Origin of the sequence: Brevibacillus choshinensis (assembly GCF_016811915.1) — a bacterium.
Lineage (GTDB): Bacteria > Bacillota > Bacilli > Brevibacillales > Brevibacillaceae > Brevibacillus > Brevibacillus choshinensis_A.
This window is the reverse complement of the sequence record NZ_CP069127.1, coordinates 5332071-5348250: the sequence shown is the minus strand read 5'-3', so window position 1 is coordinate 5348250 and position 16180 is coordinate 5332071. Positions and strand designations below refer to the sequence as shown.

The following is a 16180-nucleotide window of genomic DNA, read 5'->3' as shown; positions in this document are numbered from 1 at the left end:
TTTGCGGGATAGCTACAAGCGGATGCTTGTGCCTACTCCAGCGGCCAGTGCGCGTTCGTAGACGCTCTTTGCCACGGCAGTATCCAGGTACGCGATCCCCACAGACTTGTAGAGCGTGATTTCATCGGCATGCTCTCGGCCAGCCTTTTTGCCCGTCACGATTTCACCCAGCTCGCCGTAGAGCTCATCAAAGCTCCACTCCCCTTTGCTCGCGGGGATGAGCAGATCGCCCGCTTCATGCAGGGCGCCTTCCTCGGTATCGACCACGATTTTGCTGCTGCGTCGCAGGGCCGTCAGATCGACCTCCTGCATATGAGGGAGGAAGGCGCCGATCGCGTTGATGTGCGCGCCGGCTTTCAGACGTGCACCGTCAAAAAGGGGAGTTGTCGCTTTTGTACTGCAGATCACGATATCCGCGATCTCGGCTGCTTCATTCGCGTCTTCTGCGACTCGAATCTCTCCGCGCCAATCAGGGTATTGCGCAAGAAGGGTTTCCTTTAGTTCCTCCGCCCTTGCCCGCGTGCGATTGTACAGGATGATCTGCGTCAGGTCGCGAACTTCCATTACGGCCTGAATTTGCCCCAGTGACTGGGCACCGCAGCCGAGCACTGCGCAGCAAGCCGCATCTTCCTTGGCCAGATATTTCGTCGCGACTCCGGAGCTTGCCCCTGTGCGCATGATCGTCAGCAGACTGGCATCCATCATCGCGACGTGCTGGCCAGTTTTGGCCTCCGTCAAAAGAATGACACTCTGGAGGGCCTTGATTCCGTGGGTATGGTTTTCAGGGAAAATGCTGATGATCTTCACCGCTACGTAATCGTCGGATTCCAGATACGAAGGCATGTACAAGCTGGTCGCTCCGTATTTCGGATGATCAATGGCTGTACGAACGGGTGTCACCACATGTCCTTCCATATGATCACGGAATACTTGCTCTACATCGCGCAAGCAATCTCTCATGGTATAGATACGTTGGATTTCCTCCCGGTTCAAAACTAGCATGTGATCCTTCCTTTCTGTTTTTCTGGCGTTATGATTCCTCCAGATTCAAGTCTTTGGTTTCCTTGGTCGCAGAGATGGCGATCAGGGAAATGACTCCTGTTAGCACAATATACAGGGCGACCGGAATCCAAGAGTGAAAGGCGCCAAGTAAGGCAGTCGCGATCAAAGGCGCCGTACCGCCTGCGAGCGCAGCCCCCAGCTGGTAGCCGACTGTGACGCCCGTGTAGCGTACGTTTGTACTGAATATCTCTGAAAACATCGTGCCCAATACGGCAGTGACAGGTGCCCAAAGGATGCCAAGGCCGATTACGGTAGCAACCGTCAGCCACAGGGCCGATTTCAGAGACAGCAGATAGAAGTAAGGGAAAGCAAACAGGATGATGGCGATCGTGCCGCCGATGTACAACGGTTTGCGTCCGATCTTGTCGGAGAGCTTGCCCATGTACGGGATCATGATGGTAGTGATCAGTGTGGCGATGGTCACCGCATTCAGAGCAGTCACGCGGTCGTACTCCAAATACTTGGTGGCGTACGCAATGATAAAGGTCGAAAAGATGTAAAACGGCCCTGTTTCCACGAACTTGGCGCCAACGGCAATCAGTACCGATTTCCAATGGTAACGGAACGTGTCCACGATCGGAACGCTGGCGATGTTGCCGCTTTCTTTTGCAGCCTGGAAGGCAGGTGTTTCATTGATGCCATTGCGAATCCACAGACCGATAAAAACAAGTGCCGCACTCAAGAGGAAAGGAATTCTCCAGCCCCATGACATGAATTGATCGTCGGGGAGCGCGCTCATGAGAGAAATCGCCAGGGTACCCAGGAGCATCCCGATGGTAACGCCCATTTGGGGAATGCTGCCAAAGAAACCGCGTTTGCCCTTGTCGGAGTATTCGACTGCAAGAAGGAGAGCGCCTCCCCACTCTCCGCCGATCCCCAGACCTTGAATCAGCCGCATCAGGACGAGCAGGATGGGGGCCCATACCCCGATGGTGCCGTAGTCAGGCAAAAGCCCGATCAATACAGTGGCGCCACCCATGAGGGACAAGGTCAGCACGAGCGTCTTTTTTCGTCCGATCTTATCGCCGATGTGGCTAAAGATCACACCGCCCAGAGGACGGATAAAGAAAGGCAACCCAAATGAAAGATAGGAGAGCAGTAAGCCTACGGTCGGGTCGGTAGATGGAAAGAAGAGCTTGTTAAAGACGAGGGAAGCCATCGTTCCGTATAGGAAAAAGTCAAACCATTCAATGGAACTGCCGATCAAGCTGGCAACCAGCGCTTTTGATTGTACCTGTTTGGAAACTACCGTTGGGTTTGGGTTCATCGTACAAGGTTTCCTCCTTTGAGAATGTAGATCGACGGCTGCTTCATGAGGTGCGTGTAGAGGTGGGTCACTTCCTTTCCAGATCAAGGACCTTACATGATTTGATTGAAGTGTTACTTCAATTTTAAGGGATAATAAAAGCGAGATGAAAGATCGTAGGTGATTAGTACAGATTATAAAATGGAATCTAAATTGTAGCAATAGTTAAAAATGTCGAGTCTGATGACAGCCTTCTCCTCCATCAAGAGGAGGTGGGCGAATGCTTTGCACCTTTGACTGCCAAAGGGTATGATAGAGCTATCCTGCTATTTCGAGGTATTGCTGATGGACACAAACTTGGGAAAACTCATCAAGGCCTTGCGTGTCGGCAAAAAAAAGACACTCAAGCAGATATCTGAAAAAACGGAACTATCCATAAGCTTTTTGTCTCAGGTGGAACGAGGAAAATCATCGATCACGCTGGAGTCGCTGAAGAAAATTTCGGAGGCGCTAGAGGTAAGTCCCAGCTACTTCTTCGCGGATGAGCCTGCTCAGCCCAAAACGACGCTGCGCCGAGGGAGTAATGAGCCAACCCGTTCCCATTTGTCTCCGTTTATCTACGAAGACTTGTCGGGCGATCTGGCCCATTCCGCTATGGAGCCGAAGCTGGTTACGCTTTTGCCATATGATGAAAAAGGTGCACCGTTCGCGCACAAAGGACAGGAGTTTGTGTATGTGCTGGAAGGTGTCCTTACTTTATTGCTGGGAGACGAGGAGCATGATCTCTACCCGGGCGACAGCATTCACATGGACTCTTCCACGCCTCACAACTGGCATAACCGTACGCCGCAGAGAGTCAGGTTTCTTTGTGTGAATTCGAATTAAAAGGCATGAGAGGCTCGTATGCCCCTCGCTATCATCTATCGTATTTGAGGTGGGACTCTTGTCTCTACAACCGAATTTTTTTCAGCAGTACCAGCATGCGGATATCGATGAACTGGCCGATGTGATAGGTGAGCTCCTGCAAAATCCCATCACGATCGAAGATGCTGACCATAAATTGATTGCGTACAGCTCGCATGGAGAGAGCACGGATCAGGCACGATGGTCTACGATCATGGGGCGGAGAGTGCCGGAAAAAGTGCTGACACGCTTGTGGAAGGACGGTGTATTTCAGGCGCTTCTGACGCAGGATGATCCTGTCCATGTACCGGCAAAGGACGAAATCGGGCTGGGCAAGAGGGTGGCGATCGCGATCAGGCGGGGCGCAGATGTGCTCGGCTACATCTGGGCGCAGGAGGTAAACCGTCCGATCTCAGCAGACGATGACGAGATCCTGAAGCAGGCAGCTCGTGCGGCTGTCGCCAGGCTCATGCAGCGGCAGGGCAAGCGAAAGGCAGAGGAGCAGCGCCGCAAAGAGTTTCTGTGGGAGCTGTTGCTCGGCAACCACAACAGCGAGACGGCGATCCGGCAAAAAGCTGACAGCTTGCAGATGCAGCTCCCCGCGTCCTATCTGATTTGCATCGTCGAGGCGCCGGGGGCGAGGCTGGACCAGTATCTGTATCCCTTGCTGATGCGCGACAAGCTGTCCTGGGTGGTGGATGGCTCACAAATCATCCTGTTGATCGGACTGATGGAGTCCAAAAAAGATTCAAGCGATGTCTTGCTGCGGAAAGTCGAGCATTTTCTTGCTGATTCGCTGGAAAAGCTGGAGACGCACGTAAGTGAAGGACAGGTTACCGCAGGCTACGGGGTCGGGTACAAGACGTACACCGATATTGTGAAAAGCTACAGGGAGGCTCTCCATGCGGTAAAGGTCAAAAAGCTGTTTCCGCGGGAAACGGAGGGTATCCACGGATATCACGAGCTGGGAATCTACCGCTACCTGCTCCAGGTCAAGCAGTGGGAAGAGGAGCAAGGCTACCGCAACGAGCGAATCGAAAAGCTGAGGCAGTACGACCGCGACAATCAGACGGCCATGCTGGAGACGCTGGAGACGTTCCTCGACGCGGCGGGAAAGGTCAATGTAACCGCGCAACGGCTTCACGTTCACATCAATACGCTCAGCTACCGGCTGCGAAGGATCGAAGAGATCATGCGGGTCGATCTGGAGAACATGAACCAGCGTGCCGCACTTTATCTGGAGCTCAAAATGGCCAAGTTAAACAGCGAACAATAGTTCGTTTGTGGATTTTCACAAACAAGAGGACGGCAAGATTAAAGGAATCCCCAAGGAAACGCATGCAAAAAACGCTGTACAATGATACCAATCTTAATCAATCGGCGTTTCCGAGGAGGACTACCTATCATGATCGTTGGGATTCCAAAAGAAATTAAAAATAACGAAAACCGCGTTGCCATCACTCCTGCAGGCGTGGCAGCTCTCGTACAGAACGGTCACAGCGTCGTTGTAGAAAACAATGCTGGAAAAGGCAGCAACTTTACCAATGAGGACTATGCGGCACAAGGCGCAAAAATCGTAGACAGTGCAGCAGAGGCTTGGGCTGCAGACATGGTCATGAAAGTGAAGGAACCGCTTCCTTCCGAGTACGGCTATTTCCGTGAAGGTCAGATTCTCTTTACTTACCTGCACCTGGCTCCAGAGCCTGAGCTCACTCGCGCTCTGATGGAGAAAAAAGTAGTAGCCATCGCATATGAAACGATCCAGCTCGACAATGGCGCACTGCCGCTGCTGATGCCAATGTCTGAAGTTGCGGGCCGCATGTCCGTGCAAATCGGTGCCCAATTCCTCGAAAAGCAATACGGCGGAAAAGGCGTTCTGCTCGGTGGCGTACCTGGCGTTCCGAAAGGCGAAGTTGTCGTAATCGGCGGCGGTATCGTAGGTACAAACGCAGCGAAAATGGCGCTCGGTCTCGGTGCAAACGTAACGATCCTCGATGTAAACGCAGATCGTCTGCGCCAGTTGGATGACCTGTTCCAAGGTCGCGTGCAAACGCTGATCTCCAACTCCTTCAACATCGCAAATGCAGTGAAGAAAGCGGACCTGCTCGTAGGTGCTGTGCTGATCCCAGGCGCTCGTGCTCCTCGTCTCGTAACAGAGGACATGGTAAAAGAAATGGCGCCAGGCTCCGTGATCGTAGACGTAGCGATCGACCAAGGCGGCTCGATCGAGACGGTAGACCGCATCACTACTCACGACAACCCTACGTATGAAAAACATGGCGTGATCCACTACGCTGTAGCAAACATGCCGGGAGCTGTCGCTCGTACTTCCACGCTGGCTCTGACCAACGTGACTGTACCGTACGCTGTTCAACTGGCAAACAAAGGCTATGCGCAAGCGATTCGCGACAACAAAGCGCTGGCAAAAGGCGTAAACGTAATCGACGGCAAAGTAAGCTACAAAGCAGTTGCGGACGCTCACAACCTGCCTTATGCTTCCGTAGAAGACGTACTCTTGGTGAAAAACTAAGCGAACCCATATAAACAAACCAACAGCCTGCCCTTGTCGAACGAGGGCGGGCTGTTTTTACGTGGATATTCATTTTGGAAGAAGGTCATCAGGATAGTTGTACCAGTTTTGTTTCATCTTACCTGAATCGCTTAAATAAAGATGAACGGTGATACCTTCCAGAGCATCTGCGGTGATTTTGTTCGAGCGGTTTTTTGCAAACTGCTTCCACGCAGTCACATCCTTTTTGTACATCGCTTCTTCAAAGCTGAACAGGTCAACTCCGCGTTGGACTCCTTTCGAAAAAGTCCCCCGTATCTGTTCGATCACCTCTTTTTCCGCAATCTGCCTGATCTCCTCGGAGGAGACTTTCCCCATTACTTCCCGAACAAAAGCTTTCAGGTGGACATGCACATGAAAGGTGGGCTTCACGCCCGTGTGAACAGGGCGAACATCGAGGCTCACATTTTTAATGCGTAGCGTTGCTTTGGGCTTGCCATTCACACGAATGATGATACCTGCGAATTCGGTATGCGGATTCATCCAGCGCAGGCCGAGCAGATCCGGGTTGGAGAAAAAGCCTTCCCACTGCCCTCGGTGAATGGCGTGGATCCCATCTACCGAGAGCCGGGAGACAAATTTGTTATTTTCCTTCCAGGACTTTTCGTAAATCGTGATGTTCGGCAAGACGACTGTGTTGCTGGGCTCCCAGAAGCGCTCGATGAATTTGTAGTACTGAATGGGCTCGATAAAAGAACGCTGTTTATAGACTTCTTCTGGCTGATGCAGCAGCGAGATTAACGGCGAGAAGCCTGTCAAAGCGTGATTGCTCAATATGTTCTCGAGAGGTTCCCGTGTTCCGAACACCCATTTTGTATAGCGCAAGAGCCCGTACCGATTCAAAATATCGTATGTAGGCAAGATGTCTTTTTTCAAAAGCCGTTCGTGGTAGATGATGGAAGATACGAAGCCGGAGAACAGCGGAACCTGAGAGTTTTTTTGCAAATTATCCAAGGCGTTTTGCAGCGTTTCTCCTCGGCCAATGGAGACCACAGCAGGAGGGGAAACTCCGTTCGACGGACCCTCCTGCTTGGCTACGCTGGCGAGATCGGATGATTGGGCGTAAATGACGTATTCATTATCGACGTAATCGACTCCGATGGCAGACAAGTAAATCATATCTTGGATGGATTTCTGATCCCAGCAACCGCTCAGCAGGGTGAGCGAGCAAATGAGCAGGACATTGGCGATCCGTTTGCGTCTCAATTGGCATCCCTTCCTTTTTTGGAGCTCTGCTGAAAGATGCTGATGAGCGGGCGGAACAAAGCGAGAAACAGCGTAGAGAGAATGTTGGACGAAGAGTTCAGCAGCAAATAGGGTCTGCCAATCGAAGTCAGCGTAGACAGGTAGTAAATGATCACGATGATGCTGACGACAAAGCCGTAAGTCCCGACGATGGCGGATAGCAAAAATACAAAAAAACGGGCAACGGTAACAGCACCGCTCAATGACTGGTTGATCAGTGTAAAGGATGCAACGACTGTGAGCGATCCAATGAAGAGCATCGAGGGAGAGGTAAACCCGGCGCGGATCGAGGCATCCCCGATGATCAGTGCACCGACGAGGGCCAGGGTCTGTCCGACAGTCTTTGGCAGTCTGGCACCGGCCTCCCGCAAAAACTCGAAGATGAACAACACACCGAACAATTCCATGGGGGCGGAGAAGGGGAGGCCTTTTCGCCCTTGGGTAATCGTCGCCAGCAGCTGAAATGGAAACTCCTCGATGTTGTAAGCGGACAGGGCGATCCAGAAGCCAGGCAAAAAAACGGAGATCCAGATGCCCCCGAGACGGAGGATGCGTTCCAGCCACACATAGCCAACGGGGTATTGGTCGTCCTCGGGGGACTTGATCAGCTCCAGCAGTGTGATAGGAGCGATGATCGCTACCGGTGACCCGTCAACGATGACCACGGCTTTCCCTTGCATGAGCATAAAGACGGTAAAATCCGGTCTTCCACTATAATCGACAAGGGGAAAAAGGGAGTAGCTCTGATCGCTGAGCTTTTGCTCCAAAATGGCACTGTTGATGATCTTTTTTTCACTGCAGCTGAGCAGACGCTCGCGGATGGTGTCGACGATGTCAGGAGGCGTTCCGTCGCGCATGTAGAGAAGAGCGACCTTGGTACGGGAGCGAGTGCCGATCGTAAAAGGCTCACAGGCGAGTGAGAGCGTACGCATCCGTTTTCGGATGAGCGCGATATTCGAAGAGAGGTCCTCGATAAATCCATCGCGAGGACCTTTAATGGATACTTCCGTATTGGCTTCTTCGGGCGTGCGCTGGGGTCGACTGGATATGTCCCAGGCGAATGGCGGGCCTTCTCCCAGAAACAACAGTAAATCCCCGGCAAACAATCGATCGACCCACTGATCCTCATCGTCCAAAAGGAAGGAAATCGGGAGCGCTCGAAGGTCACCTTCGGACAAGCGGCTGTCGAGCTGCGGAATCACAACCTCTTGCAAATGCCGAAGGTCGACGAGTCCCTGGCAGTACACGAGGAGCATGGGTTGATCCTCTTTTGTAACAAAGCGCATCAAAACAACATCGCCACAGTGAGAAAACAGTCTCTGAAGTTGCTCCTCACGCGTCATGTTCAGCATTCCCCTCTCTTTTGCGATTCCACAAGGCGATGCCGGCGATTGCGAGCGTAAGAAGAATAGTGATGAACATATAGAGCGGATAGTACAAATGGGTTAAAAACCCGACGAATTGCATGTCGCTGAAAGGGAGGCTGGTAATGACAATCATGCTGATTCCCAAGACGAAAAGCACAACGGAGCGAGACTTTGGTGTATGCACCTCCAGAATCTCTGTCAGCAGCAGCAAGCAGAGTGAGATGCGGACGAATGAGCCGGACAGCCACTGGAAAATCGCAAAAAACTCCATGTTCTCGATATCTTTTCCAATCGATAGCAGGCGCCATTGTTCAAAAGCGGGGAAGCGCTGCCTCGAGGATTCAATCGGACCGAACTCGGCGATGGCTCCGGTGAGCGGACTCAACGTAAGAATAATCACGATAGCGATCATCGCGAGGTAATGAACGAGTCTTAGCGGTTTCCTCACATGATGCTGAAGCAATAAAAGGAGCACCAATTCGCAGAAGCCTCCGCCAGCATAAATCATTCCTTCCCAAATGGGGGCAATGCCATGCTGAAAGACAGGGAGCAAAAGGCTGTAATCTTTTTTGGGCACGTTTCCAAAAGCGACAAAGAAACCCAGTATCGCTACGATGGGAAGCAGGAGTGCTGCCGTAATCCCTAGCGGGGCAATTCCTCCGAAGGCAGCGATGATGCAGATGCCCATCAACACGAGAGCCGTAAACCACTCTGGGGTTCGTGGCAGGTAGTTCACAGTTGTCCATGTTTGTGTATCGATTAGATGTACGAGTGCCATCCCATATATAGAGATCAGGAGCGGAATGAGGATGAGGTAGCTGACAAATTTTCCACTCGTACGCCGTAGCCATTGATGTAAGGATTGCTGGTGAAGACGGTTGTTGATGAATGAGAGAATGCAGGCCCACACAATAAACGGAATGGAGGCTAGCAGGACACTCAGCCATGCATCGCGTTTGGCGGAGCTGAGCAACAGGGGAATGACATTGACGTGGTTGGTGATGCCCACCGTCAGCATCATCGTCATGATCGCCTGACTAATTCCGATTTTCCCGTCCACTTTCATTTAGGTGCATCGTCACCTCCATATTGGCGGTACTGCTAGGATTTGCCTGCCCACTTGGAAATATGTATCAAGGATAAAGGTTACCCGCCCTCTGAAAATATGGTATTCTACTATGAGGTAAAACGGAGTGAGGAGTGCAGCCAAGATGTATCAGCTTATACGCAAGTATCTGTTTCAGCAGGACCCTGAAGAAATTCATGAAAAGACGATTCACGCCCTGAAGCTGGTAGAGGATTCCGCTCCGGGCAAATCTTTATTGAAAATGATCTACCAACTGCGTGACGAGCGCCTGGAGACGAAGCTGTGGGGCCTCAAGTTCCCGAATCCGGTCGGCTTGGCAGCAGGTTTTGACAAAAATGCAGAAGTGTATCACGCGCTTGGTGCACTTGGATTTGGTTTTGTAGAAGTGGGAACCCTGACGCCGCAAGGACAGCCGGGAAATCCCAAGCCGAGACTGTTTCGCTTGGCCGAGCATCAGGCGGTGATTAACCGGATGGGCTTTAACAACCTCGGAGCGTATCTGGCTTCCCAGCATCTGGTGGACTTTGCGTATTCCGACGTGCCGATCGGCATTAACATCGGGAAGAACAAGGTCACGCCGAATGAGGAAGCTCCCAGCGATTACAGCAAATGCCTGGACATGCTGTACGCGTACGGCCATTACTTTGTCATCAACATCAGCTCGCCGAATACTCCGAACTTGCGTGATTTGCAGGAAACGGAGAGCCTGCGCGTACTCATTCGCGCCGTGCGGGAAAAAGCGGCGGAAATGGAAATGCGCGGTGTCAAGAAAAAGCCGATTCTCCTGAAGGTGGCGCCAGACATGTCGGACGAGCAGATGCACGACGTGGTTCACGCAGCCGTGGAGGAAGGCATCTCCGGCATCATCGCCACGAACACGACCTTGTCCCGCGAAGCTGTCGAGGGCCATCCGAAAGCAGACGAAGCTGGCGGCCTCAGCGGCAGACCGCTGACAGAGCGTTCCACGGCTTGGGTGAAGCAGATTTATCAGGAAGTGGGAGACAAAGTACCGATCGTAGGCGTGGGCGGTATTTTCACGGGAGAAGATGCCTATGAGAAGATCCGTGCAGGCGCGAGTCTCGTTCAGGTGTACTCCGGCATGATTTATCAAGGGCCGGGAATCGTGAAGCAAATCAATAAGAAGCTGCTGAAATTGATGGAGCGAGACGGTTTTTCGCACATCGGCGAAGTAGTGGGTGTAGACGCGAAATAACAGCCATGGCAGGTGGAATACCGAGCCGATGATTCCCGCGGGGGTCATCGGCTTTTTTGTTTCTTTCCAATTGTTCTCTTTTTCTGCCTGTTGAAGTATAATGTTGATGGACAATCAGGAATGTCCGAGAATGACATATTGTTGGCATTAGGTGCCTGTATGATGTGTAAGACGCATACGGGGTAACAGGGAATCGGGTGAAAGTCCCGAGCGGTCCCGCCACTGTAACCAGGGAGTTCTCTTTGATAGCAATCCACTCATAGATGTATGGGGAAGGACAGAGAGCGCGCAGATCTGGAAGCCAGGAGACCTACCTATCAGCCACACCTGGGAACCTTCGCGGAAAGGAGAGGTGGATACGAGGCAATATGGCTGAATCGCAGTCTATTGTTTTGTGTACGCAGATCTCATCCAATTTGGGGATGGGATTTTTTTGTTTGGATGAAAAAATGGGGAGGTATGGTCATGAATCGCTCGAGATTAGTGTCCAGCTGTTTGCTGGTTGCGGGTTTTGTCCTCTATTTCATGCTGAATGAACCGCAGACAGGACACGCCATGCATATTATGGAAGGATATTTGCCGCTCTCGTGGGCCTTGTTTTGGTGGGCAGTCTTCCTGCCGTTTTTTATTTTGGGTGTCCGCTCGATCAATAAAATCGTCAAAGAGCATCCGCAAATGAAGCTGCTCTTGGGTGTATCGGGAGCGTTCGCTTTCGTCCTTTCCGCATTGAAAATCCCTTCAGTGACAGGCAGCAGCTCTCACCCGACGGGTACAGGACTCGGAGCGATCATGTTCGGACCGCTCGCGATGTCGGTGCTCGGCAGTATGGTTTTGCTGTTCCAAGCGTTATTGCTGGCACATGGCGGCTTGACCACGCTGGGGGCGAATGCCGTGTCGATGGCAGTCGTGGGCCCGATGGTCGCATATGCAGTCTATCGTCTGATCGCAAAGAGCGGCAAGCAGCGTCTGGCCGTTTTCGCAGCAGCAGCACTGGCGGATTTGGCTACCTATGTCGTGACATCGCTTCAGCTGGCATTGGCATTCCCCGCTGCCAGCGGTGGCGTTCTCGCTTCCTTTGCCAAATTTGCCGGGATATTTGCCATCACACAGGTGCCGCTTGCCATCAGCGAAGGGCTGTTGACCGTACTCGTATGGAACTGGCTGCAAGCCTATAATGCGAATGAATTGGCGCAGCTGCGCTTGCTGAAACGGGAGGAATCGCTGTGAAAAAAGGAATGAACTGGCTGTTACTGCTGGGAGTCGTGGTTCTGGCGGCTATGCCGCTGTTGTTCATCAAGGATTCCGAGTTTGGTGGAGCGGATGGTGCGGCAGAAGAGGCGATCAAAGAGATTGCGCCTTCCTATGAGCCGTGGTTCCAGCCGTTTATTGAGCCGCCAGGAGGCGAGACGGAGAGTCTCCTGTTTGCTGTTCAGGCTGCGCTTGGCGCGGGTGTTGTCGGCTATGCAGTAGGGGTCTACAAGGGCCGTACGGATAAAGCGAAGAAATGAACTGGCAGCAGCTCGATTCTCTATCCTACCAAAACCACCTGAGGCACCTGCCGCCTGCTCACAAGCTGTCATTCGGCGGTGCGCTGCTTTTGCTGGTGTTGACTGGACATTCGTTTGTACAGCTGCTCGTGTTTCTGTGGATGGGGGTGTGGGTGGTTCGATATGCCCGCATCCCGCTCCGGAACCATCTGCTCTTTCTTGTGCTCCCGCTTTCTTTTTTTATAGCGGGATTGCCCGCGCTGCTGTTTGAACTGGCCCGCAGCGGGTCGGGGGCGATTCCAGCCGATGCCCTGATCGCATGGGATGTGGGGGCGTATGTCCTTTTCGTGGCGCCTGCGTCCGTTGCCCGGGCGCTGGAATTGTTTTTTCGGGTCATCGGGAGTTTATCCTGCTTCTCGTTTCTGTTGTTTACGGTTCCGTTTGCTGAGATCCTGCAGGTCTTTCGCAGGATGGGATTGCCACAGATCATCACCGATCTGTTGATGATCATGTACCGCTTTATTTTCGTGCTGCTCGACACATCCTATCAGCTTTGGATGGCGCAGCGCTCGCGTGGAGGACATCAGGGCTTCCGTGCACTATTGCGCGACGTCAGTATGGTGGCGAGCCAATTGTTTGTCCGGGCGATGCGCAAATACGAGTCGCTTTCCATGGGCATCGCGGCCAGAGGGCACGGAGACAGCTTTCATGTGCAAAGTCTTCGCGTTCACGCTCGCTCCCCGCGATACGAGTGGGAGTCTGTGCTCGGCTGCATCATATTGGTTCTGCTAGAGAGCCTGATAGGAGGTTGGCGGTTTTGACACTGCTGGAATTTTCAAATCTGCAATACACCTATCCGGGCGGTCAGAAGTCCGTGCTGAATGGAGTGAGTCTGGGGATCCCTGAAGGCAAGAAATGCGTCTTGCTCGGTCGCAACGGCTGCGGCAAGTCGACGCTGTTTCTGCACGCAAACGGACTTCTCCAGCCGAGCCGGGGACAGGTCCTGTGGAGGGGAGCTCCGTACGTCTACAAGCGCTCCTTTTTGCAGGAAATGACGCAAAAGGTAGGATTGGTTTTTCAGGACCCGGAGCATCAGTTGATCGCAAGCACCGTCTCAGAAGACATTTCCTACGGCCTCTTCAATCGCAAGCTGCCACCGGAAGTCATCCGGGAAAAGGTGCGAGACATCCTCGAGGCGTTCGGCATGACGGAGCTAGCGGAAGTCCCCATTCATCACCTGAGTCTGGGTCAAAAAAGACGCCTCGCGATCGCGGGTGTGATGGTACTGGAGCCGGAGCTGCTCCTGCTCGATGAACCGACCGCGTACCTGGACCGTTATCAGGTGAAAAATCTGCTTCGAGAGCTGGATCAGATCCATCAGAGGGGAACGACGGTCCTGATGGCCACGCACGATATGGATATCGCGTTTGAGTGGGCGGAATGGATCTGCGTGATGGATGGGGGGCGTCTGATCTTCGCGGGAGAACCGCAGGAGGCGCTGGCGCAGCGCGAGATGCTGGAGAGTCTGCATCTGGGCATGCCGTTGCTTGCGGAGGTATGGGAAGTGCTGCCGGATTCGCTGAAAGGCGAGCTGGGGGGAATTCCCCGATCGGTAGAAGAGCTAAAGAGAAAGCTGACAGCAAAACAGGAGGTTGCCTCGGTGTAGAGGAGCCTCCTGTTTTTTTGCGTCCGGAAAGGTTATTTGAGGAAGGGATTGTCGAGGTAAGGGCCTTTGATGGCGACGCGCATCAGCTGAGTGGCCATGTACCTGGAGGTGTAAGGCATATCGTTTTCCAGCCACCAGACAATCACTCCGAGGAAGGCAGCGGCGAAATACCGAACGGCAAATTCCCTGGGCACGGTCAGCCGATCGTCGTCCGGTTGGACATTGTTGATGCCTGTGGCGATGAAATTGATCAGGACTTCCATCAAGCGAGATGTGAAGTGCGGCATGTTTTTTTCTGTCAAAAAGACTTTGTACAGCTTGCCGTTTTGCGAAATGTGCTCAAACAAATGGACGAAATTCTCGTGGGGCTGGTCGCTTTGCCAATCAAACGTGTCCTTCTCGGCGAATGCCAGGTTCATGCTCGCCACCAGCTCCTGGATGATTTCATCGGAGCTTTGATAGAGCAGGTCGAGTTTGTCGCGATAATGCAAATAGAAGGTAGCTCGATTGAGAGTGGCTCTCTTGGTGATGTCTTGAACCGTAATCGGCTCATAGCCGTGCTCATGGATCAATTCCACGAGGGCGTCTCGCAGCAAGAGGCGAGTTCGAACGACGCGCGGATCCAGCTTTTGATCTTTTTTCGACATTTTTGATCTCCTTGTATTACTTCTCTCGTTTTGACGACAAGCAGCTGCGTTTTGACGATAAAGCAACGGATTGGCCCGTTGTGTTGGTTGCCCGTATTGGGGGGAGAGGTATAATTATTTTAACAACACCACGTCTATAAAACAACGTGTTGTATCATTTCTTTCCTGTCAGTTCGTTTTCGATACATGCGGTTGCATGCAATATCATCCTAGGAGAAGGGATTGGTCGATCATGGGTCGTTTAGCTGGGAAGGTTGCCATCATTACCGGTGCGGCAATGGGGATGGGAGCATCTGAAGCAAAGCTTTTTGCGAAAGAAGGAGCAAAGGTGATCGCTACCGATGTTCAGGTGGAGTCCCTGAATCAAATGGTGCGGGAAATACGGGCAGATGGCGGCGATGCTGTTGCCTTGAAGCATGATGTGACATCGGAAGAGGAATGGAAGTCTGTGATTGCAGAGGCGGTACGCCAATACGGAAAGGTAGACGTCTTGGTGAATAATGCGGGTGTCGCTTCGCCAAAGACGATTGCCAACATGGAGATGGCCGAGTGGAATAAAATCATGGACATCAACCTGAACGGATGCGTGATCGGGATGAAGTACGTCATTCCAGAAATGCAAAAAGTGGGTGGAGGGTCCATTATCAACATTTCATCGATCGGGGGCATCGTCGGTATGGCGGGGACGAGTCCTTATACGGCTGCCAAAGGTGCGCTGCGCGTGCTGTCCAAATCGGCCGCGGTCGAGTACGGCAAAGACAGAATCCGTGTCAATTCCTTGCATCCGGGTATCGTTGTCACACCGATGACGTTGCCTTCCATGGAGGAGGGAGGAGCGATTCCGTATTATCAGACGTACACTCAGCTGCCGTACTTTGGTGAACCGGAGGATATCGCCTACGGTGCTCTTTACCTGGCGTCCGACGAATCGCGCTTCATGACCGGGGCAGAACTCGTGATTGATGGAGGCTGGACGGCTCTGTAACAAAGAGTTGCCTGTTGACAAAAAAGCCAATCCTTCCTAAGAAGCGATTGGCTTTTTCTTTCTATCCGATTTAGAAAAGAGTTTAACAATAGACAGCAATCGGTTCGTGAGTCTGTACTTTTTGATACATTTGCCCCATGGCATTCATTGCCCCTTTTTGACCATATAAGACCATACCTCAAAAGATTGGTGAGAACACATCCGGAAAGCGTCTCCTTTCGAAATGAACAACACCATCTATTATGGGTACCGGGAATGCTTATTTATGTAAGGAAGGAAACCAGCGTTTTATGGAAAGGATTGAAGGAGAGCGATTGGTTGACCAGTGTCGGAAACAGCCTTTGTTCAGGAGAGGGCTGTTTCCGAAAAAACGATTGGCCCATGCTTGGTTTAAGTCAGCTTTAGCTTTTTAGTGTTTTTCATCGATTTTTCCCATAAGAGCAAACGATACGTTTTTCTCAGGTGTCTAGATGCTCCGCATACGGAATCCCATTGTTTTGTCCCGCAATTGGAACAACGGTATCTTCGCCGCTCCACTTGGACGATTTCAAAATGGTCATTGATGTAATCGTGATAGGAATGAACGCGTTTTTCATCTTTATGGAATTTCGTGCAACCGCAAGAAGGACATTGCAGAGGCGCGATAAGCAAGGGTAATGAAACCTCCAATATTTCCCATCTCCTTACATGACTAAAAAATAAA

General features: G+C 52.1%; 15 protein-coding genes and 1 riboswitch. Of the genes, 9 read left to right on the top strand and 6 right to left on the bottom strand.

Going from position 1 to position 16180, the window contains the following annotated elements:
- Positions 1-12: 12 nt before the first annotated feature.
- Both JNE38_RS26815 and JNE38_RS26810 read right to left on the bottom strand, forming a co-directional pair.
- The gene (locus JNE38_RS26815; RefSeq protein WP_203354104.1) at positions 13-1002 is read right to left on the bottom strand and encodes an ornithine cyclodeaminase family protein; all 990 of its coding nucleotides are present in this window, start codon (positions 1000-1002) and stop codon (positions 13-15) included.
- Between the two features lie 28 nt (positions 1003-1030).
- Positions 1031-2329: an MFS transporter gene (locus tag JNE38_RS26810; protein ID WP_203354103.1), complete on the bottom strand. Its 1299-nt coding sequence runs from the start codon at positions 2327-2329 to the stop codon at positions 1031-1033.
- Between the two features lie 324 nt (positions 2330-2653).
- Between JNE38_RS26810 and JNE38_RS26805 the strand changes: the two genes are divergently transcribed.
- From JNE38_RS26805 to ald, 3 genes are all read left to right on the top strand, one after another.
- The gene (locus JNE38_RS26805) at positions 2654-3193 is read left to right on the top strand and encodes a helix-turn-helix domain-containing protein (RefSeq protein ID WP_203354102.1); all 540 of its coding nucleotides are present in this window, start codon (positions 2654-2656) and stop codon (positions 3191-3193) included.
- A gap of 58 nt (positions 3194-3251) precedes the next feature.
- Positions 3252-4487 (top strand): PucR family transcriptional regulator, encoded by a 1236-nt coding sequence (locus tag JNE38_RS26800; protein ID WP_203354101.1) that lies wholly within the window; start codon positions 3252-3254, stop codon positions 4485-4487.
- Between the two features lie 129 nt (positions 4488-4616).
- Positions 4617-5741, top strand: a complete 1125-nt coding sequence (ald, locus tag JNE38_RS26795) for an alanine dehydrogenase (RefSeq protein WP_203354100.1) — start codon at positions 4617-4619, stop codon at positions 5739-5741.
- A 69-nt stretch (positions 5742-5810) separates the two neighbouring features.
- Here the strand turns inward: ald and JNE38_RS26790 are convergent, their stop codons facing one another.
- From JNE38_RS26790 to JNE38_RS26780, 3 genes are read right to left on the bottom strand one after another with little or no spacing between them, the layout of a single operon-like run.
- Complete coding sequence (locus tag JNE38_RS26790; protein WP_203354099.1) at positions 5811-6986, bottom strand: Ger(x)C family spore germination protein; 1176 nt, start codon at positions 6984-6986, stop codon at positions 5811-5813.
- A complete protein-coding gene (locus JNE38_RS26785; protein ID WP_203354098.1) occupies positions 6983-8368 on the bottom strand; it encodes a spore germination protein in 1386 nt (461 codons plus the stop codon). Before JNE38_RS26785 ends, JNE38_RS26790 begins: the two co-directional genes overlap by 4 nt.
- A complete protein-coding gene (locus JNE38_RS26780) occupies positions 8358-9458 on the bottom strand; it encodes a GerAB/ArcD/ProY family transporter (RefSeq protein WP_203354097.1) in 1101 nt (366 codons plus the stop codon). The genes JNE38_RS26785 and JNE38_RS26780 overlap by 11 nt, the downstream gene beginning before the upstream one ends.
- A gap of 145 nt (positions 9459-9603) precedes the next feature.
- Here JNE38_RS26780 and JNE38_RS26775 point away from each other — a divergent pair, with 145 nt between their 5' ends.
- The 5 genes from JNE38_RS26775 (at position 9604) to JNE38_RS26755 (ending at position 13845) form a co-directional block, all read left to right on the top strand.
- Complete coding sequence (locus tag JNE38_RS26775; protein ID WP_203354096.1) at positions 9604-10692, top strand: quinone-dependent dihydroorotate dehydrogenase; 1089 nt, start codon at positions 9604-9606, stop codon at positions 10690-10692.
- Positions 10693-10824: 132 nt separating this feature from the next.
- A riboswitch (cobalamin riboswitch) is annotated at positions 10825-11024 on the top strand.
- A gap of 133 nt (positions 11025-11157) precedes the next feature.
- The gene (locus JNE38_RS26770) at positions 11158-11919 is read left to right on the top strand and encodes an energy-coupling factor ABC transporter permease (RefSeq protein ID WP_203354095.1); all 762 of its coding nucleotides are present in this window, start codon (positions 11158-11160) and stop codon (positions 11917-11919) included.
- Positions 11916-12200, top strand: a complete 285-nt coding sequence (locus JNE38_RS26765; RefSeq protein ID WP_203354094.1) for an energy-coupling factor ABC transporter substrate-binding protein — start codon at positions 11916-11918, stop codon at positions 12198-12200. Before JNE38_RS26770 ends, JNE38_RS26765 begins: the two co-directional genes overlap by 4 nt.
- The gene (cbiQ, locus tag JNE38_RS26760; protein WP_203354093.1) at positions 12197-13000 is read left to right on the top strand and encodes a cobalt ECF transporter T component CbiQ; all 804 of its coding nucleotides are present in this window, start codon (positions 12197-12199) and stop codon (positions 12998-13000) included. The genes JNE38_RS26765 and cbiQ overlap by 4 nt, the downstream gene beginning before the upstream one ends.
- Positions 12997-13845: an energy-coupling factor ABC transporter ATP-binding protein gene (locus JNE38_RS26755; RefSeq protein WP_203354092.1), complete on the top strand. Its 849-nt coding sequence runs from the start codon at positions 12997-12999 to the stop codon at positions 13843-13845. The genes cbiQ and JNE38_RS26755 overlap by 4 nt, the downstream gene beginning before the upstream one ends.
- A gap of 32 nt (positions 13846-13877) precedes the next feature.
- Here JNE38_RS26755 and JNE38_RS26750 read toward each other — a convergent pair whose 3' ends face one another.
- Positions 13878-14492, bottom strand: a complete 615-nt coding sequence (locus JNE38_RS26750) for a TetR/AcrR family transcriptional regulator (RefSeq protein WP_203354091.1) — start codon at positions 14490-14492, stop codon at positions 13878-13880.
- A 232-nt stretch (positions 14493-14724) separates the two neighbouring features.
- On the opposite strand from JNE38_RS26750, the gene JNE38_RS26745 reads away from it, so the two are divergent.
- Complete coding sequence (locus JNE38_RS26745; RefSeq protein WP_203354090.1) at positions 14725-15477, top strand: glucose 1-dehydrogenase; 753 nt, start codon at positions 14725-14727, stop codon at positions 15475-15477.
- Positions 15478-16180 lie beyond the last annotated feature (703 nt).

Bases quoted from the DNA above. Each gene is read 5' to 3' on its own strand.
- JNE38_RS26815 (WP_203354104.1), bottom strand. From the start codon at position 1,002: ATGCTAGTTTTGAACCGGGAGGAAATCCAACGTATCTATACCATGAGA.
- JNE38_RS26810 (WP_203354103.1), bottom strand. From the start codon at position 2,329: ATGAACCCAAACCCAACGGTAGTTTCCAAACAGGTACAATCAAAAGCG.
- JNE38_RS26805 (WP_203354102.1), top strand. From the start codon at position 2,654: ATGGACACAAACTTGGGAAAACTCATCAAGGCCTTGCGTGTCGGCAAA.
- ald (WP_203354100.1), top strand. From the start codon at position 4,617: ATGATCGTTGGGATTCCAAAAGAAATTAAAAATAACGAAAACCGCGTT.
- JNE38_RS26785 (WP_203354098.1), bottom strand. From the start codon at position 8,368: ATGACGCGTGAGGAGCAACTTCAGAGACTGTTTTCTCACTGTGGCGAT.
- JNE38_RS26780 (WP_203354097.1), bottom strand. From the start codon at position 9,458: ATGAAAGTGGACGGGAAAATCGGAATTAGTCAGGCGATCATGACGATG.
- JNE38_RS26775 (WP_203354096.1), top strand. From the start codon at position 9,604: ATGTATCAGCTTATACGCAAGTATCTGTTTCAGCAGGACCCTGAAGAA.
- JNE38_RS26770 (WP_203354095.1), top strand. From the start codon at position 11,158: ATGAATCGCTCGAGATTAGTGTCCAGCTGTTTGCTGGTTGCGGGTTTT.
- cbiQ (WP_203354093.1), top strand. From the start codon at position 12,197: ATGAACTGGCAGCAGCTCGATTCTCTATCCTACCAAAACCACCTGAGG.
- JNE38_RS26750 (WP_203354091.1), bottom strand. From the start codon at position 14,492: ATGTCGAAAAAAGATCAAAAGCTGGATCCGCGCGTCGTTCGAACTCGC.
- JNE38_RS26745 (WP_203354090.1), top strand. From the start codon at position 14,725: ATGGGTCGTTTAGCTGGGAAGGTTGCCATCATTACCGGTGCGGCAATG.